Here is a 20579-nt window from a genome sequence, read left to right as displayed (position 1 = left end):
GTGCGCTTTAGAGGCATTCACTGTGCCCGGGCAAGGATGCTGTCCATAATCGAGTGCCCCTAGAGTCCGAGTAGTCTTGATGAACAAGCATCTGCATCTTTCGTTCGCACTTTCTCTGCTGAGTGTGTGGTTGTTCAGTGTGTCATTGCACGCTGCAAGTCTGCACGCTGAAGTAGTGGATAGTCAGGGCCAGCCATTGGCTAATGCTGTGCTCAGCTTGCGTACCTCATCTAATCCGAAGCCTGTACCGGCTACCGCGATCATGGATCAGCGCTCGCGGCAATTTGCGCCTAGTGTGCTAGCGGTGCGCAGCGGTACTTCGGTGTCGTTCCCCAATAGCGACAATATTCGCCATCATGTTTATTCGTTCTCGTTGGCCAAGCGTTTCGAATTGCGCTTGTATGAGGGCACCCCAAGTGAGCCGGTGATCTTCGACAAGCCAGGTGTAGTGGTACTCGGCTGCAATATCCACGATTGGATGTTGGGTTATATCTATGTGACCGACGATCCTTGGTTTGCTGTGAGCGATGAGCAGGGGCGATTGAGCCTCGACTCGTTACCTGCTGGCAGCTATACGGTGAGCCTCTGGCACCCACAAACCCCCGATATGTTGCCGCAGGCAGCTGGCTCGTTAGTGTTGAGTGAGGGCGACAGCCAGCAGCGGTTTACCTTGGCTGTGCAGGGGCCTGCTATCCAGGCTGCGCCGAGTGAGCCAGTTAGTGCCTTTGGCGACGCATTCAAGAAGGCTCGTGATGCTGCGCAATAGCTTTCAGGCGCGGATTGCCGGTGTACTGGTCCTACTGCTGCTGGTGGTGGTGGGCGCGCTCTATGTGGCCGTGCAGGCCGCCACCAATGCAGCTGTGCGCAGCCAGGCGCGCGAACAACTGGATGTGGGTAGCTTGGTATTTCAACAGCTACTCGAAGTGCGCGGCCGGCAGTTGCACGATGCGGTGCAGGTGTTGGTCGCCGATTTTGGCTTCAAGGAGGCCGTGGCCAGTGGCGACACTGAAACTATTCGCTCGGCACTGACCAATCACGGCGCACGGATCAATGCCAGCGTTGTGATGATGCTGAGCCTGGATGGCAACCTGGAAGTCAGTAGTGATCGCCAGATCAGTGGCGACACGGCGCAGCGCTTGAGTGCTCAGGTGATGCAGCGTCAGCGTGAGGGCGTGAAGATCTTCCTGATGCCGATTGCCGACAAGATTTACCTGCTGGTGCAGGCTACGGTCACTGCTCCTCTGCCAATTGCCCGGGTGATGATGGGCTTCCAGGTTGACGATGCGTTTGCCGCCGAACTGCGCGAGTTGACTCACCTGGATTTGACCCTGCTGGCGACTCAGAAAGGAGTGGCCGATATCTGGATCAGCACCTTGCCGTCGACAGAGCGCGAGCATGTGCAGGGCGGAATGGCGAACCTGGCAAATGATGCGGTGAGCTTGATTGGCAGCGAACGCTACCTTAACCAAGCGTTGGTACTGGCCAGTGGTGATGGCTTTGAAGTGCGCGCATTGCTGCACAAATCCCTGAGTCAGGCGCAGCAAGCATTTGCGCCGCTTGATCAGAATATTCTGCTGATTGCCCTGGTGGCGCTGAGCGCATCCCTGGGCGGTGCTCTATTGCTGGCGCGTTCGGTTTCGAAGCCGGTGGAGCAACTGGCCGCCGTCGCCGAGCGGGTGCGCCAGGGCGATTATCAAGCCAGTCTGGACTTGCATCGCAGTGACGAGCTGGGCCGTTTGGCTACAGCTTTCAAGGCTATGCAGCAAGGCATTGCAGAGCGTGAACGGCAGCTAGCGCATAACGCCCTGCACGACGCACTCACCGGTTTGCCCAACCGGACCCTGGCGTTGGAGCGTCTGGGCAGCGCCGTTACGTCGGGGCGGCCCATGGCGTTGCTGTACTTGGGCGTTGCGAACTTTCGTGCGGTTAATGAGAGCCTGGGGCCGGAAGGTGGCGACTTGGCATTGCAGCAGCTTAGTCAGCGCTTACAGGAGATTTTGCGACCCGGCGATAGCGTCGCGCGGCTTATCGGCGATGAATTTCTTCTGCTGCTGGAAAACACCGACACCGAAAGTGCCGTGGGCATGGCCGACAAGGTTCAGCAACTGCTGCTCAAGCCTTTACACGTTGCCACTCATGATTTCGCCCTGGACTGCCGCATCGGTATTGCTTGCTACCCCGTGGATGGCAATGCCCCGGAGGAGCTGCTGCGCCGCGCTGGCATCGCCATGCAGGATGCTGCTGACATGGCCAGCCATCTGCAGGTTTATCAGCGTGGTCGGGATGATGCCCAGCAACGGCAGATCCGTCTGATTCGCGATCTGCGCCATGCCCCAGGCAAGGCCGAGTTGCTGCTGCACTATCAGCCGAAACTGGATATTGCCGATGGCCAAGTGCGCCAGGCTGAAGCGCTGCTGCGTTGGCAGCACCCTGCGTTAGGTATGGTCTCGCCAGGCGAGTTTATTCCGTTGGCCGAACGCACTGGCAGCATCCAGCTGTTGACCACTTGGGTGATCGAAGAGGTCATGCGTCAGTTGCGTGAGTGGGCTGAGCGGGGGCTGTACGTTCAAGTGTCGTTGAACATTTCTACCGAAGACCTGATCGATCCGCAGTTGCCGGAGCGGGTCAGCAAACTTCTAGCCGAATACCAAGTGCCGGCCGAGCAGCTGATTTTTGAAATCACCGAAAGTGGTGTGATGCTCAACCCCGAAGTTGCCCTGCAAGTGCTGCATGGTTTACGTGACTGCGGCATCAGCTTGTCGGTGGATGACTTTGGTACCGGTTACTCGTCTCTGGCCCAGCTCAAGCGCATGCCGGTACAGGAGTTGAAGATTGATCAGTCGTTTATTCGTGACCTGGACGATGCCAGTGAAGACGCGGTAATCGTGCGCTCAACCATCGAGATGAGCCATAGCCTGGGTCTCAAGGTGGTTGCCGAGGGTGTCGAGTTTGAGCACAGCCTGCTGCTGCTCGGACGCTGGCATTGCGATATTGCCCAGGGCTACCTAATCAGCAGGCCGTTGGCAGCCAAAGCCTTTGAAACCTGGATGGCGCAACGTTCCCCAACATCATCGGCCTTGGTGCATTGACCATGATTAAACTGTCTCGCTGCGCACTGCTGCTGTTTGCGTCGCTGGCTAACCTGGCCTGGGCCGATGGTCGTTTGTTGGCGACGGGTGGTGCCAGCAGTATCGAAGGTGCGGCTGGCGGCGGGATTACTCCTTGGGCGGTGCTTTCCGGCTATGGCGAACGCGGCGAGTGGGGCGCGGATGTATTTGCCACGCGGGTGGAAACCGGCGATTACCGCCTCGATGTGGCCGGGGTTGGGGTGGCGTTCGATAACCGCATCGAGCTGTCCTACGCTCGCCAGCGCTTTGACCTAGGCAACCTGGCGCGCAACTTGAACTTGCCGGAGAACAGCCTGAGTCAGGATATCTTCGGCCTCAAGGTGCGCCTGTTTGGCGACCTGATCTATGACCAGTTGCCGCAGGTGTCATTGGGTATTCAACACAAGCGGCAGAAGGACTTTCTTATCCCCAGTCTGGTTGGAGCGCAACGTAGCGCAGACACCGAAGGCTATATAGCTGCCAGTCGGCTGATCCTTGGTGGTGCTTTTGGTTACAACCTGCTGCTTAACGGCGGTGTTCGCTACAGCCGGGCCAATGAGCTGGGCCTGTTGGGCTTTGGTGGTGATCGGCGTGATCGCCGCTCGGTGCTCAAGGAAGGCTCCGTTGCCGTGTTGTTCAACCCTCGCTGGGCTTTAGGGGTTGAGTACCGTGAGAAACCGGACAACCTGAGCTTTGCCGGTGAGAGTGACTGGGCCGACCTGTTTCTCGGCTATTTCCCCAACAAGCATCTGGCTGTGGTGCTGGCCTATGCACGCCTCGGGGAAATTGCCACGCTGGATAACCAAGACGGCGTTTACCTGTCTGTGCAGGGGAGTTTCTAAGCATGCGCTGCCTGTTGCTCGCCGTTGTGCTGACCCTGTCGGCCTGTGTTCAACAACCGCACCAAGACGATAGCCTCTACCGTGACTTGGGCGAGCAGGGCGGTATCACCCGGATCGTTGAGGGCATGCTGCTGAATATTGCCGGCGACCCACGAATCGTCCGGCACTTCGAGAATATCGATATCGTGCGGCTGCGCGACAAGCTGGTGGAGCAGATTTGCGTCGAAGCCGGCGGCCCATGCACCTACACCGGTGACAGCATGGAAGAAAGCCACAAAGGCCAACACCTCACCCCGAGCGACTTCAATGCCCTGGTGGAAAATCTGCAAGATGCAATGAGCGCCCAGGGAGTCCCCATGCCCGCGCAGAACCGCTTGCTGGCGCGGCTTGCGCCGATGCGTGCGCAGGTAATCGATCGCTAACGTGTTAGGGAGTGGTCAACCTGCTGGGTGATTATTCTTCGTCTTGGATTAGTTGTGCGACCACCTGACGGTAGCTCGCGTAAACAGGCGCTTCGCTTTGCAGTACACAGTCTATCTGGGCAATCGAGATCGTTATTGTGAGCGCCCGACTGTCTTTGCCACAGCTCTTTGGTGTGGCGCTTAAAGCGTGTGTGCCGGAAGTTCCCTGCTTGGAGTTTTTTGCAAAAACTCCATAGTTTTTTGTAAGAAGCTGTCATGCATCTGGCACTAAATTCCGTCCTCACTTAAGGCGTTGTGTAGCTTTCTAGGCGCAGGGTGCCCCGGCAAGCCGGTACAGTTGGGCTAGAGCTAATATATAAAGTGCTCAAATAAAGGATAAGACGTGACCCTGATAGCCCGTCTTACCTTGCTTAAAGTTGCGTCGGCGCAGACTGTTGTGAGTGATGTTGAGTGTTTACCGGTGTGCCGCATCTATCTCGATGTTGAATGTGCGCAGGGCCTGACCGGGTGTAAGGCGTTGGCCGGCAATTAACGGATTCTCATGGGCGACTGCCTTGCGGCATTCGCCTGTTTTTGTATTGGGGCCTTTGTGCCTCTGCTGCGGTAACCGGCTTCACCTACCTAGGTAGGTGTACATGCCACGTTGGCAATGGGGCTAACCCTGTTGCTGGAATAACAACAATCAAGAGGGGAACCCCCCAATGACTGCAAATACTCCGATGCTCGTCACCTTTGTGGTGTACATCGCGCTGATGGTGCTGATCGGCCTGATCGCTTACATGCGCACCAAGAACCTTTCCGATTACATCCTGGGCGGGCGTAGCCTGGGTAGTTTTGTCACTGCCTTGTCGGCAGGTGCATCGGATATGAGTGGCTGGCTGCTGATGGGCCTACCGGGCGCTGTGTACATGTCCGGTCTGTCCGAAGGTTGGATCGCCATCGGCCTGATTGTGGGGGCTTACCTGAACTGGTTGTTCGTTGCTGGCCGTCTGCGCGTGCAGACCGAGCACAACGGCAACGCTTTGACTCTGCCGGATTACTTCACTCATCGCTTTGAAGACGGCAGCCGCGTGCTGCGCATTTTCTCGGCGCTGGTGATTCTGGTGTTCTTCACCATCTACTGCGCCTCGGGTGTTGTTGCAGGTGCGCGTCTGTTCGAAAGCACCTTCGGCATGTCCTATGAGACGGCGCTGTGGGCCGGTGCTTTGGCGACCATTGCTTACACCTTTATCGGTGGCTTCCTGGCGGTGAGCTGGACTGACACCGTGCAGGCTACGCTGATGATCTTTGCGCTGATCCTCACCCCGGTTGTGGTGATGATTGCCACAGGTGGTGCTGATGCCACCTTTGCTGCCATCGAGCTACAGGATGCCACCAACTTCGACATGCTCAAGGGCGCGACGTTTGTTGGCGTGATCTCCTTGATGGCCTGGGGTCTTGGCTACTTCGGCCAACCGCATATTCTGGCGCGCTTTATGGCGGCTGATTCGGTGAAATCGATCCCGGCAGCCCGTCGTATCTCCATGACCTGGATGATCCTGACCCTGGCAGGCGCAGTTGCTGTCGGCTTCTTCGGTATCGCTTACTTCTCCGCTCACCCGGATTTAGCTGGCGCGGTTACTGAGAACCCTGAGCGGGTATTTATCGAGCTGGCCAAGCTGCTGTTCAATCCATGGATCGCTGGCATTTTGTTGTCTGCCATTCTGGCTGCAGTCATGAGCACCCTGAGCTGCCAGTTGCTGGTGTGTTCCAGCGCCCTGACTGAAGACTTCTACAAAGCTTTCCTGCGTAAAGATGCATCACAGACTGAGCTAGTGTGGGTCGGTCGTGGCATGGTGCTGCTGATCGCAATCGTCGCCATTATGCTGGCCGCCAACCCGAATAACCGTGTGCTGGGCCTAGTGTCATACGCCTGGGCTGGCTTCGGTGCGGCCTTCGGCCCTGTGGTTATCCTATCGCTGGTATGGAAGCAGATGACCCGCAACGGCGCGTTGGCCGGCATGCTGGTTGGTGCCTTGACCGTGATTCTGTGGAAGAACTTCCTCGGCCATCTGGGCCTGTACGAAATCATTCCAGGCTTTATCTTTGCTACCATCGCCATCCTGGTATTTAGCAAGGTCGGCAATGGTCCTTCGGCCAGCATGATTCAGCGCTTTGATGAGGCTGAGAAGGAATACCAGTCGGTCTGACTGTGATTAAACACGGCAGCTGGCTGGTCGCTCAGTTGTCGTGCTAAAGCGTACGTGCGACCCGATAGTGTTTCGCCGGCCCACACGTTGCTGTTGGGCCGGCTTTTTTATGGCTGGCCATCCATGGCCACCACCCTTCGGGCCGTCGCGGCGTGACGTTTAGAATGGCTCCCGGTCATTTTTATAGCCGCTGCAAAGCTTTAGGCCGCTATCGGTGCTTTCGATTGGCCGCTGGTTTGGCTAAGGTGGCGGGGTTTGCCTTAATCGAGCTGTTTCTACAGGTTTTGCATGACTCAATCAGCGAAAGATCCGTTGCATGGCGTGACCCTTGAAGCAATCCTCACCGCGTTGGTTGCTCAATACGGCTGGGATGGCCTGGCGCAACGTATCGATATTCGTTGCTTTAAGAGTGACCCGAGCATCAAGTCCAGTCTGACCTTCTTGCGCAAGACGCCTTGGGCGCGGGAGAAGGTTGAGGCGCTGTATATCCGCTCGCACAAAGGCTGATTGCGCTCTGCACATCGCCTCATACGCTGTTCGGTAATCTGGCACCCTTGTTGCAATACCTCTGCAAACGCCGCGAAGCGTCAAAAAACCGCGGCCAGTGGAGGTAATGATGAGCCAGGGTGTTGAATTCAATCGCTTGATGCTGGAAATGCGTTCCATGCAGGCCGACGCTATGGCGCGTCCGAAGCCTGCGGCGAGTACGCAGGAAGCCGGCGCGCCAAGCTTTTCCGAAATGCTCGGGCAGGCGGTGGGCAAGGTCCACGAAACCCAGCAAGCCTCCAGTCAATTGTCGACTGCCTTTGAAATGGGTAATAGCGGCGTAGATTTGACGGACGTGATGATTGCCTCGCAGAAAGCCAGCGTTTCCTTTCAAGCCATGACCCAGGTCCGTAACAAGCTGGTTCAGGCTTATCAAGACATCATGCAGATGCCGGTTTAAGGGTAGGTCTGAATCATGGCTGAAGCCGTCGCTGCAAACGTACCTGCCACCACGGGTGGTGAGCCGAAAAAACCACTGTTCGGCCTGACTTTTTTGGAAAACCTCTCCGATATGTCGATGCTGCGGCAGATCGGTTTGCTGGTTGGTCTGGCCGCGAGTGTGGCGATTGGCTTTGCTGTGGTGTTGTGGTCGCAGCAGCCGGATTACCGTCCGCTCTATGGCAGCCTTGAAGGCATGGATGCGTCCCAGGTGATGGAGACCCTGGCCGCTGCTGATATCCAATACACCGTTGAGCCGAGCTCCGGCGCCTTGCTGGTCAAGAGTGATGATCTAGCTCGGGCGCGTATGCGCTTGGCGGCAGCCGGCGTAGCGCCACGCGATAACAACATGGGCTTTGAGATTCTCGATCAGGAACAAGGCTTAGGTACTAGCCAGTTCATGGAGGCCACGCGTTACCGTCGCGGCCTGGAAGGCGAGCTGGCGCGCACTGTTTCTAGCCTGAACAACGTCAAATCTGCTCGGGTGCACTTGGCTATCCCTAAAAGTTCGGTGTTCGTGCGCGATGAGCGCAAGCCCAGTGCCTCGGTGCTGGTTGAGTTGTATTCCGGTCGTGGCCTGGAGCCAAGTCAGGTGATGGCCATCGTCAATCTGGTCGCTAGCAGCGTGCCGGAAATGGACAAGGCGCAGGTCACCGTGGTCGACCAGAAGGGCAATCTGCTGTCAGATATTCAGGACATGTCTGAGCTGACCATGGCTGGTAAGCAGTTTGACTACAGCCGACGCATGGAAAGCCTGTTTACTCAGCGCGTACACAACATCCTGCAACCGGTACTGGGGGCGGGCCGCTATAAAGCTGAAGTGTCGGCAGACGTCGATTTCAGCGCGGTTGAATCCACCTCGGAAATGTTCAATCCGGATCAGCCGGCGCTACGCAGTGAGCAGCAAGTTAATGAGCAACGCACTAGCAGTCAGCCTCCGCAGGGCGTTCCCGGTGCTCTGAGCAATCAGCCGCCAGGTGCCGCTGCAGCGCCGCAGCAAGCGGGTGCTGGTGCCGCCGCTGTGCCAGGCCCGATTGCCGCCGGCCAACCGTTGCTGGACGCTAATGGCGCGCAAATTATCGACCCGGCAACCGGCCTGGCCATGTTGGCACCTTACCCGGCGGATAAGCGTGAGCAGTCCACGCGTAATTTCGAACTTGATCGTTCGATCAGCCATACCAAACAGCAGCAGGGGCGTCTGCGTCGCCTGTCTGTGGCCGTGGTGGTGGATGATCAACTCAAGGTTGATGTGGCTACTGGTGAAGCGACTCGTGTGCCGTGGAGTAGTGATGATTTGGCGCGCTTTACCCGCCTGGTGCAGGACTCCGTGGGCTTTGATGCCAGTCGGGGTGACAGTGTTAGCGTGATAAATACACCGTTCAGCAATGCTAGCGGCGAAGACCTTGTGGCGTTGCCTTGGTATCAGAGCGAGCTGTTCATGCTGGCCATGAGCGGGCTTAAGCAACTTATGCCTGCGCTGTTGATCTTTATCTTGGTCTGGTTTGTGCTGCGCCCGGTGATGAAGAACATCACCAATGGTGGAAAAGGTCAGGGCGATGGCCGTGATGGCGATGTTGAGCTGGGCGAAATGGGTGCGTTGGGTGGTGATCTGGCCGAGGACCGAGTCAGTTTGGGTGGCCCGCAAAGCATCCTCCTACCTAGCCCGAGTGAGGGGTATGATGCACAGCTAAACGCTATTAAAAGCCTGGTCGCCGAAGACCCGGGCCGCGTAGCTCAGGTTGTGAAAGATTGGATTAACGCCGATGAGTGATAACCGCACCGTTGCTAAATTGAACAAGGTCGACAAGGCGGCGATCCTGCTCTTGTCGCTTGGCGAAACCGATGCCGCCCAGGTGTTACGCCACCTTGGGCCTAAGGAAGTGCAACGGGTGGGTGTGGCTATGGCGGCAATGCGCAATATTCAGCGCGAGCAGGTCGAGCAGGTCATGGGCGAGTTTGTCGATATCGTTGGTGACCAGACCAGCCTGGGTGTTGGTGCCGACGGCTATATCCGCAAGATGCTTACTCAGGCACTGGGCGAGGACAAGGCCGGCAACCTGATCGACCGTATTCTGCTCGGTGGCAACACCAGCGGTCTGGACAGTTTGAAGTGGATGGAGCCGCGTGCGGTGGCGGATGTGATTCGCTACGAGCACCCGCAGATCCAGGCCATTGTGGTGGCCTACCTCGACCCAGATCAGGCTGGTGAAGTGCTCGGCCATTTCGATCACAAGGTGCGCCTGGATATCGTCCTGCGCGTGTCTTCGCTGAACACCGTGCAACCTGCCGCGCTGAAAGAGCTCAATCAGATCCTTGAGAAGCAGTTCTCTGGTAGTGCCAGTAGTACGCGTGCCGCGCTGGGTGGTGTTAAGCGCGCGGCAGACATCATGAACTTCCTCGACAGCTCGGTAGAAGGCCAGCTGATGGATTCGATCCGCGAAGTCGACGAAGACCTGTCCAGCCAGATCGAGGACCTGATGTTTGTCTTCGATAACCTGGCCGATGTTGATGACCGTGGTATCCAGGCGCTGATGCGTGAAGTGTCTTCCGATGTGCTGGTGCTGGCACTCAAGGGTGCCGACGAAGCGATCAAGGAAAAAGTCTTCAAGAATATGTCCAAGCGTGCCGCTGAGCTGTTGCGTGACGACCTAGAAGCAAAAGGGCCGGTGCGCGTCAGCGATGTGGAAACCGCGCAGAAGGAAATTCTTACCATCGCCCGCCGCATGGCCGAAGCCGGGGAAATCGTCCTGGGTGGCAAGGGTGGCGAGGAAATGGTTTAACGAATGTCCAGTAAAGAGCCGTCCAGCGAGCTGATTCGCGCCAAGGATCTCAAGGGCGTTGACGTATGGGCGTTGCCCAGTTTCGACCCACACGTGGAGGCCCCTGAACCTGTCGACGCGGAGCCGACTGCCGAACAGCAGGCTGAAGCCCAAGAGCAGGCCTCAGCAGAAAGTGAGGAGGTTGCGCTAGAAGACGTCAAGCCATTGACGTTGGATGAGTTGGAAGCCATTCGCCAGGATGCCTACAACGAAGGTTTTTCCGCCGGTGAGAAAGACGGTTTCCATGCGGGTCAGCTCAAGGCTAAGCAGGAAGCTGATCTGGCCCTGGCAGCTAGAATGGCAGTGCTGGAACAACTGATGACCCAGCTGTTCGAGCCCATTGGCGCTCAGGACCAGCAGGTAGAAGAGGCAATGGTTGGCCTGGTCGAGCAGATTGTTCGTCAGGTAATCCAGCGCGAGCTCGTCAGTGACTCCAGCCAAATCCGTCAGGTGTTGAGTGAGGCACTCAAGTTGCTGCCAATGGGGACTGGCAATATCCGCATTCACGTTAATCCTCAAGACTTCGAAATGATCAAGGCTCTGCGCGAGCGGCATGAGGAGAGCTGGCGAATTCTTGAGGATGCTTCGCTGTTGCCTGGCGGTTGCCGGGTCGAGAGCGAGCTTAGCCGTATTGACGCCACGGTTGAAACTCGCCTGAATCAAGCGATCAAGCAGTTATTTGAACAGCAGCGTGAGCAAGTTTCACACCCGCTGGAAGCTGACCTGCATGTTGATCTGGATGCGCCCGAGGCAATTCCTGATGCGCCTTGATCGGGTGAGTTTTGCCAAACGCTTGGCGGGTTACGCCGATGCGATACAGCTGCCTACTCAGCCGCTGGTAGAGGGCCGCCTGTTGCGTATGGTAGGGCTGACCTTGGAGGCCGAAGGGCTGCGGGCCGCGTTGGGCAGTCGCTGCCTGGTGATCAATGACGACAGCTACCACCCCGTGCAGGTCGAAGCCGAGGTGATGGGCTTTTCCAGCGGTAAAATTTTTCTGATGCCGGTCGGTAGTCTGTCTGGTATAGCGCCAGGCGCGCGGGTTGTGCCATTGCCGGATACCGGGCGCTTGCCCATGGGGATGTCGATGCTCGGCCGGGTGCTTGATGGCACTGGCCGTGCCCTCGATGGCAAAGGTGGGATGAAAGCCGAAGACTGGGTGCCGATGGATGGCCCGGCAATCAATCCGCTCAATCGTCACCCGATCAGCGAGCCGCTGGATGTTGGCATCCGTTCCATCAACGGTTTGTTAACGGTCGGCCGTGGCCAGCGCCTGGGGCTTTTCGCCGGTACCGGTGTCGGAAAGTCGGTGCTGCTGGGCATGATGACGCGCTTTACCGAGGCCGACATCATCGTGGTTGGACTCATCGGTGAGCGGGGTCGTGAGGTAAAAGAATTTATCGACGAGATTCTGGGTCACGAGGGTCTCAAGCGCTCTGTGGTCGTTGCCTCGCCGGCCGATGATGCGCCGTTGATGCGTTTGCGCGCCGCCATGTATTGCACGCGTATCGCCGAGTATTTTCGTGACAAGGGCAAGAACGTCTTGTTGCTGATGGATTCGCTCACGCGCTTTGCCCAGGCGCAACGTGAAATTGCTTTGGCCATTGGTGAGCCGCCAGCGACCAAGGGTTATCCGCCATCGGTATTTGCTCGTTTGCCAAAATTGGTGGAGCGCGCCGGTAATGCGGAAGAAGGGGGCGGTTCGATTACCGCGTTCTACACCGTACTCAGCGAAGGCGATGATCAGCAAGACCCGATTGCCGACGCGGCGCGCGGCGTACTCGACGGCCATATCGTGCTGTCACGCCGGCTGGCTGAAGAGGGTCATTACCCGGCCATTGATATTGAGGCGTCGATTAGCCGAGTTATGCCGCAAGTGGTCAGTGAAGAGCATTTGCGTCTGTCGCAGCGCTTCAAGCAACTTTGGTCGCGCTACCAGCAGAGTCGTGACCTGATTAGTGTGGGTGCCTACGTCGCCGGTGGCGATGCGGACACCGATCTGGCCATTGCTCGTCACCCAGCCATGGCCAAGTTCTTGCGTCAGAGTCTGCAGGACAACGAGAGTCTGGAAAACAGTCGTGCGCAGCTAGCAGCGACCTTTAATCCTTCTGTAGCGAGCGCTTAAACCATGGCGCAAAGCCGCGCTGCACGGCTGGCCCCTGTGGTTGAGATGGCCGAGCGTGCTGAGCGTGAAGCAGCCATGCAGCTAGGTCATTGCCAGGGCTTGCTGCGCCAGGCGCAAGTCCAGCTCGGCGATCTAGAGCGCTATCGCGGTGATTACCAGCAGCAATGGATTACTGAGGGCCAGCGGGGGGTCTCTGGGCAGTGGCTGATGAATTATCAGCGCTTTCTCTCGCAGCTGGAAACGGCCATCGGCCAGCAGCGCAGCAGTGTTGATTGGCATCGCGCCAATATGGATAAGCAGCGTGATATTTGGCAGCAGCGTTATGCCCGCATGGAGGGGTTGCGCAAGCTCGTCAAGCGCTATCAGGACGAGGCTCGTATGGCTGAAGACAAGCGCGAGCAAAAACTTCTTGATGAGTTGTCACAGCGTTTGGTGGCGAGAAATACGCAGTACTAAACGCGTTTTCGCCAGCGGCTGCCTATAGTGATATATCAATACAGCCTAAACAGTTGCCGCCTTGGCGCAGCGATGCTACATCTTGATAATGCAGAGCCTACAGTCCAGGCCATATGAATCTGTGGGTTAGTTTTTTCTTGGATAGGAGTAATTCATGGCCATCACCTCGCAGTCGTCTTCTGACGGGCAAGAGCTGACCATTTTGATTCAGGGACGCTTTGATTTTGGTGCACACCAGGAGTTTCGTAATGCCTATGAGCGTATCAACAGCACTCCTCAACGCTACGTTGTAGACCTCAAAGAGACCACTTACCTTGATAGCTCGGCGCTCGGCATGCTTCTGCTGCTGCGTGACCATGCGGGTGGTGAAAGCGCGCAAATTTGCCTGCTTAACTGCAACCCAGACGTACGCAAAATTCTAGCTATCTCGAATTTTGAACAGCTGTTCAAAATAGCCTGACGCGGGGGCGCGTGTTATGCCCGAGCGTTTGTCTATCCTGATCGCTGAGGACAGCGCAGCTGACCGCATGCTGCTGTCGACCATTGTCAGTCGCCAGGGGCATAGCGTTCTGACTGCCAGCAATGGCCTAGAGGCTGTGGCGCTGTTCGAGCAGGAGCGTCCGCAATTAGTTTTGATGGACGCCTTGATGCCGATCATGGATGGCTTCGATGCAGCCCGGCGGATCAAGCAGATGGCTGGCGAGTCGCTGGTTCCGATCATCTTTCTTACCTCTCTGACCGAAAGCGAAGCCTTGGTGCGTTGCTTGGAGGCTGGTGGTGACGACTTTCTTGCCAAGCCCTATAACCGGGTAATCCTTGAAGCCAAGATCAAGGCAATGGATCGCCTGCGTCGCCTTCAAGATACCGTTCTGCAGCAGCGTGACCTGATTTCCCAGCACCATGAGCACCTGCTCAATGAGCAGCGTGTGGCTAAGGCAGTTTTTGACAAAGTGGCACATTCCGGCTGTTTAAATGCCCAGAATATTCGCTACCTGCAATCGCCCTATGCGGTATTCAACGGTGATTTACTGCTGGCCGCGTTCAAGCCATCCGGTGGCATGCACGTTTTAGTGGGGGATTTCACTGGGCATGGTTTGCCAGCGGCTATTGGTGCGATGCCACTGGCTGAGGTGTTCTATGGCATGACTTCCAAGGGCTATTCACTGCCCGAGGTGCTGCGTGAAATCAATGCCAAGCTCAAGCGAATACTGCCGGTTGGGGTTTTCTGCTGCGCGACGGTGCTGAATGTCAGTTTCCAGCGCCAAGTGGTCGAGGTGTGGAACGGCGGTCTGCCTGATGGATACTTAGTCCGTGGTGATGGTGAGCCTGTGCCACTGGTTTCCCGCCATTTGCCGTTAGGTGTTCTGGAGCCCGCTACCTTCAACGATAAGTACGAGGTTTACCCGCTGGCACTGGGTGATCGGATTGTTTTGCTCACCGACGGGGTGTTGGAAGCCTGTAATCAGCAGGGCGAGCTTTTTGGTGAAGAGCGCTTGCTGCGCGTTTTTGCTGATAACCGCCAGCCGCAGATGCTGTTTGACGAGATTCAGCAGGCGCTACTGCGGTTTAGTGGTGAGCAGCAGGACGACGTAAGTTTGTTAGAGGTCAGTCTGGTTGAGGATGGCTTGTTGAGTCGTCCCCCTTTGTCCTTTTCTGATAATGGTCAGAGCCATTCGCTGGATTGGTCGGCCAGTTTTGAGTTTCGTGGTGAAACGTTGCGGCATTTTAACCCGTTGCCTTTTTTGCTACAGCTGCTGCTTGAGGTGCAAGGTCTTCGTCCGCAAGGTGGGGCGCTGTTTAGTGTGCTGGCCGAGCTCTACTCGAATGCCCTTGAGCATGGTGTGTTAGGGCTGGACTCGGTTCTTAAGGCCGATGCTGATGGTTTTGCCGAGTATTATCGCCAGCGCAGTGCGCGTCTTGCAGTTTTGAATGATGGCTTTGTTCGCTTTCACCTGCAGTTATTGCCTGAAGCAGGTGGCGGGCGCTTGATTGTGCGCGTGGAAGACAGTGGGGCTGGTTTTGATCCGCAATTGTTGCACCAGCAGTCGCACGACACCTCGCGTCTTAGTGGGCGTGGCCTGGCGTTAATCCGGCAGCTGAGCGAGCGTTGTCACTGGAGTGACAGTGAGCCAGGGGTTTGCGTAGAGTTTTCTTGGCGGGGTGGGGCATAATCCGCGAATTAAGCGGGGAGAGCGAGCCGTTGTCCGATATTCACCTTGATAGTGCCGTGTTGGCTGCGTTGCAGGATGTTATGGAGGATGAGTATCCGGTATTGCTGGATACTTTTCTGATCGACTCCGAAGAGCGCTTGCTGGTGTTGCGTCATGCCGAGCAGGCAGCGGATGCACAGGGCTTGCGGCTGGCAGCGCACAGCTTCAAGGGTAGCTGCAGCAATATGGGTGCACTGATGCTGGCCGGGTTGTGTAAGCAATTGGAAGAGGCCGGTCGGCGCGAGCAGCTGGAGCTGGCCCCTGAGTTGGTTGAGCAGGTCGAGCGTGAGTTCGCCATTGTGCGCATCCTGCTCAAGTCTGAGCGTCAGCGTTATCGGCACTAAGTTTTAGTGTGCTGAGTACATATCTGCTGCATTCCTTCCTCTCTTTGCCAGTTACCAGTAAGTTGGCCCGCCCCTTGCAAATCCCTCTGCACGACCAACCCCGAGCGGAGAGTATCCATGTCCGTTGCCCCCGATCTGCTGCTTAAGTCAGCACCTGAAATTAAGCCCAGGGCTGCTCCATCAAAGCCGCCGGAAAAACCCGCGCAGGCCAATAAGAACGAGGCCTCCAGCTTCTCTCAGGTGTACGCCAAAGAGCGTCAGGCCAAGACCGCTGAGCGTAGTGAGGCCAGTGCTAAGTCAGAGCGTGAGAGCAAACCGGTAGAAAAGAAAGAGGACGACCCGCAGGCTGCTGCTGTCGCCGGTCAAGGCGAGCTTGCCGATAGCGGCAAGACTTTGCCGGACGATCCGGCAGTTGATGGCGCTGTGATTGATCCATTGTTGCTTTTGGGGCTTACGGGTGAACTGCCGCCAGAAGAAACCGAAGAGCTGACGCCGGGTGTTGATATGCTACCGGCTGTAACGAGCAGCCTGACCGGTTCTGGGCCTGCGAGTATGACCGAAGCCAGTTTTGACCCTGAGCTCGATGCGCTCAACCAGTTACCGGCTGTGCGCATGGCGCTTGAAATGGGTGCGAAAGACAAGATGCAGGCTGACCAGGCTGCAGCGCCATCTGCGCAGGCGCAAGTACAGGGGCAGAGTGTTAGCCAGAGTTTGCTCGCCAGTCAGGTTGTGCAGGACGAGATGCCGGTAGAAGGCGATGCCTTGGAGTTGCCAGAACTGGAGCTGGAAGCGCTGACAGGCAAGGGGCTTGAGGCGTTGAAGGAAGGCACGGCGAACAACACGCCTGAGAACTTTGTCAGCAAGCTTAATGCGCTGAGCCAGGCGATTGGTCAGCAGAGTCCATTGTCGGCGCGTGCGCCGGTGGTGGTTGGTCAGTCTGTGCCAATGCATCAGGGTGGCTGGAGTGAAGCGGTGGTGGACCGGGTGATGGTGATGTCCAGCCAGAACCTTAAAAGCGCCGAAATTCAACTCGATCCTGCTGATTTGGGGCGCCTGGAAGTGCGTATTAGCGTAAACCAGGAGCAAAGCCAGGTGACCTTTGCCAGCCCGCATGCCGGGGTGCGTGAGGCGCTGGATTCGCAGATGCACCGCTTGCGTGAGCTGTTTTCTCAGCAGGGTATGAACCAGCTTGACGTGAGTGTCTCGGATCAGTCGCTTAATCGCGGTTGGCAAGGGCAGGAAGGCAGCGGCGGAAGAGGGCGCAGTGGTGGCTCTGACGAGTTGCTGGGTGGTGATGAGGCGCTGCATCCAAGCGCTGTCGAGTCAGCGCGCACGACCTCTGGCAGCGCTCGTGGTTTGGTCGATTATTACGCCTAAGGTGCTTGCTGCTGTAGTTGCCAGGCTCACTGATCTAAACTGCACCTCGCCCGGCTCCCATTATCTGGGAGCCGGGCGATTTTTTTTGCGCGCGCTTCTAGTGCGTCTGGCCGCATCACCCTTACGGGTGCGCTATTCAGATTGAGCAGGCTTGTTAACGGACTGGCATAACACTTGCTCTTAACCCTTTGAAAACGGATAAAACTCCGAATAATGACGGATTATTGGCATGGCTAAGAAAGAAGCAGCACAAGCGCCAGCTGATGGCGAGGCGAAACCAGCCGGAAAAATGAAGCTGATCATCATCATTGTCATCGCTGTGCTGTTGGCTGTGGGTCTGTCCGTGGGAGGAACCTGGTTCTTCCTGAGCAAAAAGGATGGTGCAGCTGATGAGGCGAAGGCTGAGGCAGCTGCAGAACATGCTGAGCCGGTCAAGCAAGCCGCGATCTATGAAGAGCTTGCGCCGGCCTTTGTGGTGAATTTCAATTATCAAGGCCGTGCCCGCTATATGCAGGTTAGTGTTGCCTTGATGACCCGTGACCAGGCGGCGCTGGATGCGCTGAAGGTGCATATGCCGGTGTTGCGCAACCGTCTGGTTATGCTGTTTTCCAGCCAGGACTTTGCCTCGCTGATTACCCCGGTCGGTAAGGAAATGCTGCGCCAGCAGGCAACTGCCAGCGTGCAGGAGTTGGCGCAGAAAGAGACCGGCAAAGTCACGGTCGAGCAAGTGTTGTTCACCAACCTCGTGTTGCAGTAATCAGGAGCCGTATATGGCTGTGCAAGACCTGCTTTCCCAGGATGAAATCGATGCCCTGTTGCATGGCGTCGATGACGGCTTGGTTGAAACCGAGGACGAAGCCGAACCGGGAAGCGTTAAACAATATGACCTGACCAGTCAGGACCGTATTGTCCGTGGGCGCATGCCAACGCTTGAAATGATTAACGAGCGTTTTGCCCGCTATACCCGTATCAGTATGTTCAACCTGCTACGTCGTTCAGCAGATGTGGCGGTTGGCGGGGTGCAGGTGATGAAGTTTGGTGAGTACGTGCACTCACTGTACGTGCCTACCAGCCTCAACTTGGTGAAGATGAAGCCGTTGCGCGGTACCGGCTTGTTCATCCTTGATGCCAAACTGGTTTTCAAGCTGGTAGATAACTTCTTCGGTGGCGACGGCCGGCACGCCAAGATTGAGGGCCGCGAATTCACTCCAACCGAATTGCGTGTTGTGCGCATGGTGCTGGACCAGGCCTTTATTGATCTCAAGGAGGCTTGGCAGGCGGTGATGGATATCAACTTCGAGTACGTCAACTCAGAGGTGAATCCGGCACTGGCGAACATCGTCAGCCCAAGTGAGGTGATCGTCGTCTCGACCTTCCACATTGAGCTGGATGGTGGTGGCGGCGATCTGCACGTGACCATGCCTTATTCGATGATTGAGCCGATCCGCGAGATGTTGGATGCCGGCTTTCAGTCCGATGTTGACGACCAAGATGAGCGCTGGATCAAAGCACTGCGTGAGGACATTCTCGGCGTCAGTGTGCCTTTGGGGGCGACGGTGGCTCGTCGTCAGCTCAAACTACGTGACATTCTGCATATGCAGCCAGGTGACGTGATTCCGGTAGACCTGCCGGAAAGCGTAGTCCTTTGTGCCAATGGCGTGCCTTCGTTCAAGGTCAAGCTGGGTGCACATAAGGGCAATCTGGCTTTGCAGGTGCTCGGCCCCATCGAGCGCTTGCGCTAACCCCTATTCAACGCCAGCCGAGGAAAAACGATGGCAGACGAAAACGAGAACGAAGCCTCCAGCCCTGAGGAGCAAGCACTTGCCGATGAGTGGGCAGCTGCATTGTCCGAGGCAGGTGATGCTGATCAGGACGATATCGACGCCATGCTGGCCGCGAGCGATTCCGCGCCATCTGTCCCGCGTGCGCCGATGGAGGAGTTCAATAGTGCGCCAAAGGTCAATCTGCCGGTCAATATGGATGGGCCAAACCTGGATGTGATTCTGGATATCCCAGTGTCGATTTCCATGGAGGTAGGCAATACCGACATCACCATTCGCAACCTGTTGCAGCTCAATCAGGGGTCAGTGATCGAGCTGGATCGTCTGGCTGGTGAGCCGCTGGATGTGCTGGTAAACGGAACATTGATCGCCCATGGCGAAGTAGTGGTAGTAAACGAGAAGTTTGGCATTCGTCTGACTGACGTTATCAGCCCCAGCGAACGCATCAAGAAGCTGCGCTAGTCATGCATAAATTCCTATTGCTGGGCTTGGCGTTACCTTTTGCTGCTCTTGCCGCTGAACCAGCTGCCCAAGAGGCGGTGGCGCCACTTGCCAGCGATGGTGTGGGTGGGCAGGTGGTTCAGTTGCTGCTGGGTTTGCTGCTGGTTATCGGTTTGATTTTTTTGTTGGCCTGGCTGGTGCGCCGGGTGCAGCAAATCGTGCCGCGTGGCGGGCAAGTGATTAAAGTCGTGGCGACCCAGGCCCTAGGTCCGCGTGATCGCCTGGTGCTGGTGCAGGTTGGGGGCGAGCAGGTATTGCTGGGCTTGACCCCCGGCACCATTACTTCTTTGCATGTGCTGAAGGAACCCGTGCATTTGCCGGATGCGGAGCCAGTGTCTACCGAGTTTGCCCAGCGTTTGATGGAGCTGCTGGGTAAGGATCAGAAGGATAAGCCTTGATGAGCGTATTGCGCCTGCTGGTGCTGCTGGCATTAACCCTTGTCGCGCCATTAACGCTTGCTGCGGATAACCCTCTGTCGATCCCCGCAATTACCCTGAGTACCGATACCGCCGGGCAACAGGAGTACTCGGTCAGTCTGCAGATTCTGCTGATCATGACCGCGCTGAGTTTTATCCCAGCCTTCCTCATGCTGATGACCAGCTTCACGCGGATCATTATCGTGTTCTCGATTCTGCGGCAGGCATTAGGGCTACAGCAGACACCGTCGAATCAGATTCTCGTTGGCCTGGCGCTGTTTTTGACCATGTTCATCATGGCTCCGGTATTTGATCAGATTAATCGCGAGGCTTTGCAGCCTTATCTGAGCGAGCAAATGACGGCTCAGGATGCGATTCTTAAAGCCGAGGGGCCGATCAAGAACTTCATGCTCGCGCAGACCCGCGAGAGTGATCTGGAGTTGTTTGTTCGTCTCTCCAAGCGCACTGACATCGCCAGCCCGGAAGCAACGCCGTTGACCATTCTGGTGCCAGCCTTTGTTACTTCCGAGCTGAAAACCGCCTTCCAGATCGGCTTTATGATCTTTATCCCGTTCCTGATTATCGACATGGTTGTCGCCAGTATCCTCATGGCGATGGGCATGATGATGCTGTCGCCGCTGATCATTTCTCTGCCGTTCAAAATCATGTTGTTTGTGTTGATTGATGGTTGGGCGCTGATCATGGGTACGCTAGCCACCAGCTTTGGAGGCTTTTAACCATGACCCCGGAAGTCGCGGTTGATCTGGTGCGCGGCGCTTTGTGGCTGACCGCGATGATTGTCGCTGTCATGGTTGTTCCTAGCCTTATCGTCGGGTTGCTGGTGGCGATGTTTCAGGCGGCGACCCAGATCAACGAACAGACGCTAAGCTTCTTGCCCCGATTATTGGTGATCCTGCTGGTGCTGATAGTTGCCGGCCCATGGCTGGTGCGTGTGCTCATGGAATACACCGAGAACCTGATCATGAATATTCCGCTGTTGATCGGCTGA

General features: G+C 56.7%; 23 protein-coding genes. All 23 read left to right on the top strand.

Going from position 1 to position 20579, the window contains the following annotated elements:
• The first annotated feature begins 79 nt into the window (after nucleotides 1–79).
• The 23 genes from VCA57_RS08390 to fliQ all read left to right on the top strand — a co-directional run bounded on the left by VCA57_RS08390 (nucleotide 80) and on the right by fliQ (nucleotide 20579).
• Nucleotides 80–766, top strand: a complete 687-nt coding sequence (locus VCA57_RS08390) for a methylamine utilization protein (RefSeq protein WP_411184518.1) — start codon at nucleotides 80–82, stop codon at nucleotides 764–766.
• Nucleotides 750–3089, top strand: coding sequence for a putative bifunctional diguanylate cyclase/phosphodiesterase (locus tag VCA57_RS08385; protein WP_411184517.1), 2340 nt, complete (start codon nucleotides 750–752; stop codon nucleotides 3087–3089). The genes VCA57_RS08390 and VCA57_RS08385 overlap by 17 nt, the downstream gene beginning before the upstream one ends.
• Before the next feature lie 2 nt (nucleotides 3090–3091).
• Nucleotides 3092–3949: a DUF3034 family protein gene (locus VCA57_RS08380; protein WP_411184516.1), complete on the top strand. Its 858-nt coding sequence runs from the start codon at nucleotides 3092–3094 to the stop codon at nucleotides 3947–3949.
• A gap of 2 nt (nucleotides 3950–3951) precedes the next feature.
• The gene (locus VCA57_RS08375) at nucleotides 3952–4371 is read left to right on the top strand and encodes a group I truncated hemoglobin (protein ID WP_411184515.1); all 420 of its coding nucleotides are present in this window, start codon (nucleotides 3952–3954) and stop codon (nucleotides 4369–4371) included.
• A 382-nt stretch (nucleotides 4372–4753) separates the two neighbouring features.
• Entirely contained in the window at nucleotides 4754–4903 is a 150-nt protein-coding gene (locus tag VCA57_RS08370) for a hypothetical protein (RefSeq protein WP_411184514.1), read from the top strand.
• Between the two features lie 169 nt (nucleotides 4904–5072).
• On the top strand, nucleotides 5073–6560 hold the full coding sequence (putP, locus tag VCA57_RS08365) for a sodium/proline symporter PutP (RefSeq protein WP_411184513.1): 1488 nt from the start codon (nucleotides 5073–5075) through the stop codon (nucleotides 6558–6560).
• A 288-nt stretch (nucleotides 6561–6848) separates the two neighbouring features.
• Nucleotides 6849–7067, top strand: a complete 219-nt coding sequence (locus tag VCA57_RS08360; protein ID WP_411184512.1) for a VF530 family DNA-binding protein — start codon at nucleotides 6849–6851, stop codon at nucleotides 7065–7067.
• 109 nt (nucleotides 7068–7176) lie between these two features.
• The gene (gene fliE / locus VCA57_RS08355) at nucleotides 7177–7506 is read left to right on the top strand and encodes a flagellar hook-basal body complex protein FliE (RefSeq protein WP_411184511.1); all 330 of its coding nucleotides are present in this window, start codon (nucleotides 7177–7179) and stop codon (nucleotides 7504–7506) included.
• Between the two features lie 15 nt (nucleotides 7507–7521).
• The gene (gene fliF, locus VCA57_RS08350) at nucleotides 7522–9315 is read left to right on the top strand and encodes a flagellar basal-body MS-ring/collar protein FliF (protein WP_411184510.1); all 1794 of its coding nucleotides are present in this window, start codon (nucleotides 7522–7524) and stop codon (nucleotides 9313–9315) included.
• Nucleotides 9308–10324: a flagellar motor switch protein FliG gene (gene fliG, locus VCA57_RS08345; protein WP_411184509.1), complete on the top strand. Its 1017-nt coding sequence runs from the start codon at nucleotides 9308–9310 to the stop codon at nucleotides 10322–10324. The genes fliF and fliG overlap by 8 nt, the downstream gene beginning before the upstream one ends.
• A 3-nt stretch (nucleotides 10325–10327) precedes the next feature.
• Nucleotides 10328–11134 (top strand): flagellar assembly protein FliH, encoded by an 807-nt coding sequence (fliH, locus tag VCA57_RS08340; protein WP_411184508.1) that lies wholly within the window; start codon nucleotides 10328–10330, stop codon nucleotides 11132–11134.
• Entirely contained in the window at nucleotides 11124–12485 is a 1362-nt protein-coding gene (gene fliI / locus VCA57_RS08335; protein WP_411184939.1) for a flagellar protein export ATPase FliI, read from the top strand. Before fliH ends, fliI begins: the two co-directional genes overlap by 11 nt.
• A 3-nt stretch (nucleotides 12486–12488) precedes the next feature.
• Nucleotides 12489–12941, top strand: a complete 453-nt coding sequence (gene fliJ / locus VCA57_RS08330; protein ID WP_411184507.1) for a flagellar export protein FliJ — start codon at nucleotides 12489–12491, stop codon at nucleotides 12939–12941.
• Nucleotides 12942–13095: 154 nt separating this feature from the next.
• Nucleotides 13096–13401 carry an STAS domain-containing protein gene (locus tag VCA57_RS08325; protein ID WP_411184506.1) on the top strand — a complete coding sequence of 102 codons (306 nt, stop codon included), beginning with the start codon at nucleotides 13096–13098 and terminating at the stop codon, nucleotides 13399–13401.
• Between the two features lie 16 nt (nucleotides 13402–13417).
• Complete coding sequence (locus tag VCA57_RS08320) at nucleotides 13418–15112, top strand: SpoIIE family protein phosphatase (protein ID WP_411184505.1); 1695 nt, start codon at nucleotides 13418–13420, stop codon at nucleotides 15110–15112.
• A 29-nt stretch (nucleotides 15113–15141) separates the two neighbouring features.
• Entirely contained in the window at nucleotides 15142–15495 is a 354-nt protein-coding gene (locus VCA57_RS08315; protein WP_411184504.1) for an Hpt domain-containing protein, read from the top strand.
• Between the two features lie 117 nt (nucleotides 15496–15612).
• The gene (locus tag VCA57_RS08310) at nucleotides 15613–16872 is read left to right on the top strand and encodes a flagellar hook-length control protein FliK (RefSeq protein ID WP_411184503.1); all 1260 of its coding nucleotides are present in this window, start codon (nucleotides 15613–15615) and stop codon (nucleotides 16870–16872) included.
• A gap of 229 nt (nucleotides 16873–17101) precedes the next feature.
• Nucleotides 17102–17629, top strand: coding sequence for a flagellar basal body-associated protein FliL (fliL, locus tag VCA57_RS08305; RefSeq protein WP_411184501.1), 528 nt, complete (start codon nucleotides 17102–17104; stop codon nucleotides 17627–17629).
• 13 nt (nucleotides 17630–17642) lie between these two features.
• Nucleotides 17643–18614: a flagellar motor switch protein FliM gene (fliM, locus tag VCA57_RS08300; RefSeq protein ID WP_411184500.1), complete on the top strand. Its 972-nt coding sequence runs from the start codon at nucleotides 17643–17645 to the stop codon at nucleotides 18612–18614.
• A 30-nt stretch (nucleotides 18615–18644) separates the two neighbouring features.
• A complete protein-coding gene (gene fliN / locus VCA57_RS08295) occupies nucleotides 18645–19115 on the top strand; it encodes a flagellar motor switch protein FliN (RefSeq protein ID WP_411184499.1) in 471 nt (156 codons plus the stop codon).
• Between the two features lie 2 nt (nucleotides 19116–19117).
• Nucleotides 19118–19552: a flagellar biosynthetic protein FliO gene (gene fliO, locus VCA57_RS08290; protein WP_411184498.1), complete on the top strand. Its 435-nt coding sequence runs from the start codon at nucleotides 19118–19120 to the stop codon at nucleotides 19550–19552.
• Complete coding sequence (gene fliP, locus VCA57_RS08285) at nucleotides 19552–20307, top strand: flagellar type III secretion system pore protein FliP (RefSeq protein ID WP_411184497.1); 756 nt, start codon at nucleotides 19552–19554, stop codon at nucleotides 20305–20307. The genes fliO and fliP overlap by 1 nt, the downstream gene beginning before the upstream one ends.
• Nucleotides 20308–20309: 2 nt before the next feature.
• Nucleotides 20310–20579: a flagellar biosynthesis protein FliQ gene (fliQ, locus tag VCA57_RS08280; RefSeq protein WP_411184496.1), complete on the top strand. Its 270-nt coding sequence runs from the start codon at nucleotides 20310–20312 to the stop codon at nucleotides 20577–20579.

The organism is Pseudomonas sp. (genome assembly GCF_046581935.1).
Classification (GTDB): Bacteria; Pseudomonadota; Gammaproteobacteria; order Pseudomonadales; family Pseudomonadaceae; genus Aquipseudomonas.
The sequence above is the reverse complement of the archived record's forward strand: the minus strand, read 5'-3'. Positions and strand labels throughout refer to the sequence as shown.

Bases quoted from the DNA above. Each gene is read 5' to 3' on its own strand.
- VCA57_RS08320 (WP_411184505.1), top strand. From the start codon at position 13,418: ATGCCCGAGCGTTTGTCTATCCTGATCGCTGAGGACAGCGCAGCTGAC.
- fliQ (WP_411184496.1), top strand. From the start codon at position 20,310: ATGACCCCGGAAGTCGCGGTTGATCTGGTGCGCGGCGCTTTGTGGCTG.
- fliJ (WP_411184507.1), top strand. From the start codon at position 12,489: ATGGCGCAAAGCCGCGCTGCACGGCTGGCCCCTGTGGTTGAGATGGCC.
- fliL (WP_411184501.1), top strand. From the start codon at position 17,102: ATGGCTAAGAAAGAAGCAGCACAAGCGCCAGCTGATGGCGAGGCGAAA.
- VCA57_RS08380 (WP_411184516.1), top strand. From the start codon at position 3,092: ATGATTAAACTGTCTCGCTGCGCACTGCTGCTGTTTGCGTCGCTGGCT.
- fliH (WP_411184508.1), top strand. From the start codon at position 10,328: ATGTCCAGTAAAGAGCCGTCCAGCGAGCTGATTCGCGCCAAGGATCTC.
- fliO (WP_411184498.1), top strand. From the start codon at position 19,118: ATGCATAAATTCCTATTGCTGGGCTTGGCGTTACCTTTTGCTGCTCTT.
- fliN (WP_411184499.1), top strand. From the start codon at position 18,645: ATGGCAGACGAAAACGAGAACGAAGCCTCCAGCCCTGAGGAGCAAGCA.
- VCA57_RS08325 (WP_411184506.1), top strand. From the start codon at position 13,096: ATGGCCATCACCTCGCAGTCGTCTTCTGACGGGCAAGAGCTGACCATT.
- fliP (WP_411184497.1), top strand. From the start codon at position 19,552: ATGAGCGTATTGCGCCTGCTGGTGCTGCTGGCATTAACCCTTGTCGCG.
- fliF (WP_411184510.1), top strand. From the start codon at position 7,522: ATGGCTGAAGCCGTCGCTGCAAACGTACCTGCCACCACGGGTGGTGAG.
- fliE (WP_411184511.1), top strand. From the start codon at position 7,177: ATGAGCCAGGGTGTTGAATTCAATCGCTTGATGCTGGAAATGCGTTCC.
- fliM (WP_411184500.1), top strand. From the start codon at position 17,643: ATGGCTGTGCAAGACCTGCTTTCCCAGGATGAAATCGATGCCCTGTTG.
- fliI (WP_411184939.1), top strand. From the start codon at position 11,124: ATGCGCCTTGATCGGGTGAGTTTTGCCAAACGCTTGGCGGGTTACGCC.
- fliG (WP_411184509.1), top strand. From the start codon at position 9,308: ATGAGTGATAACCGCACCGTTGCTAAATTGAACAAGGTCGACAAGGCG.
- VCA57_RS08390 (WP_411184518.1), top strand. From the start codon at position 80: ATGAACAAGCATCTGCATCTTTCGTTCGCACTTTCTCTGCTGAGTGTG.
- VCA57_RS08360 (WP_411184512.1), top strand. From the start codon at position 6,849: ATGACTCAATCAGCGAAAGATCCGTTGCATGGCGTGACCCTTGAAGCA.
- VCA57_RS08310 (WP_411184503.1), top strand. From the start codon at position 15,613: ATGTCCGTTGCCCCCGATCTGCTGCTTAAGTCAGCACCTGAAATTAAG.
- putP (WP_411184513.1), top strand. From the start codon at position 5,073: ATGACTGCAAATACTCCGATGCTCGTCACCTTTGTGGTGTACATCGCG.
- VCA57_RS08375 (WP_411184515.1), top strand. From the start codon at position 3,952: ATGCGCTGCCTGTTGCTCGCCGTTGTGCTGACCCTGTCGGCCTGTGTT.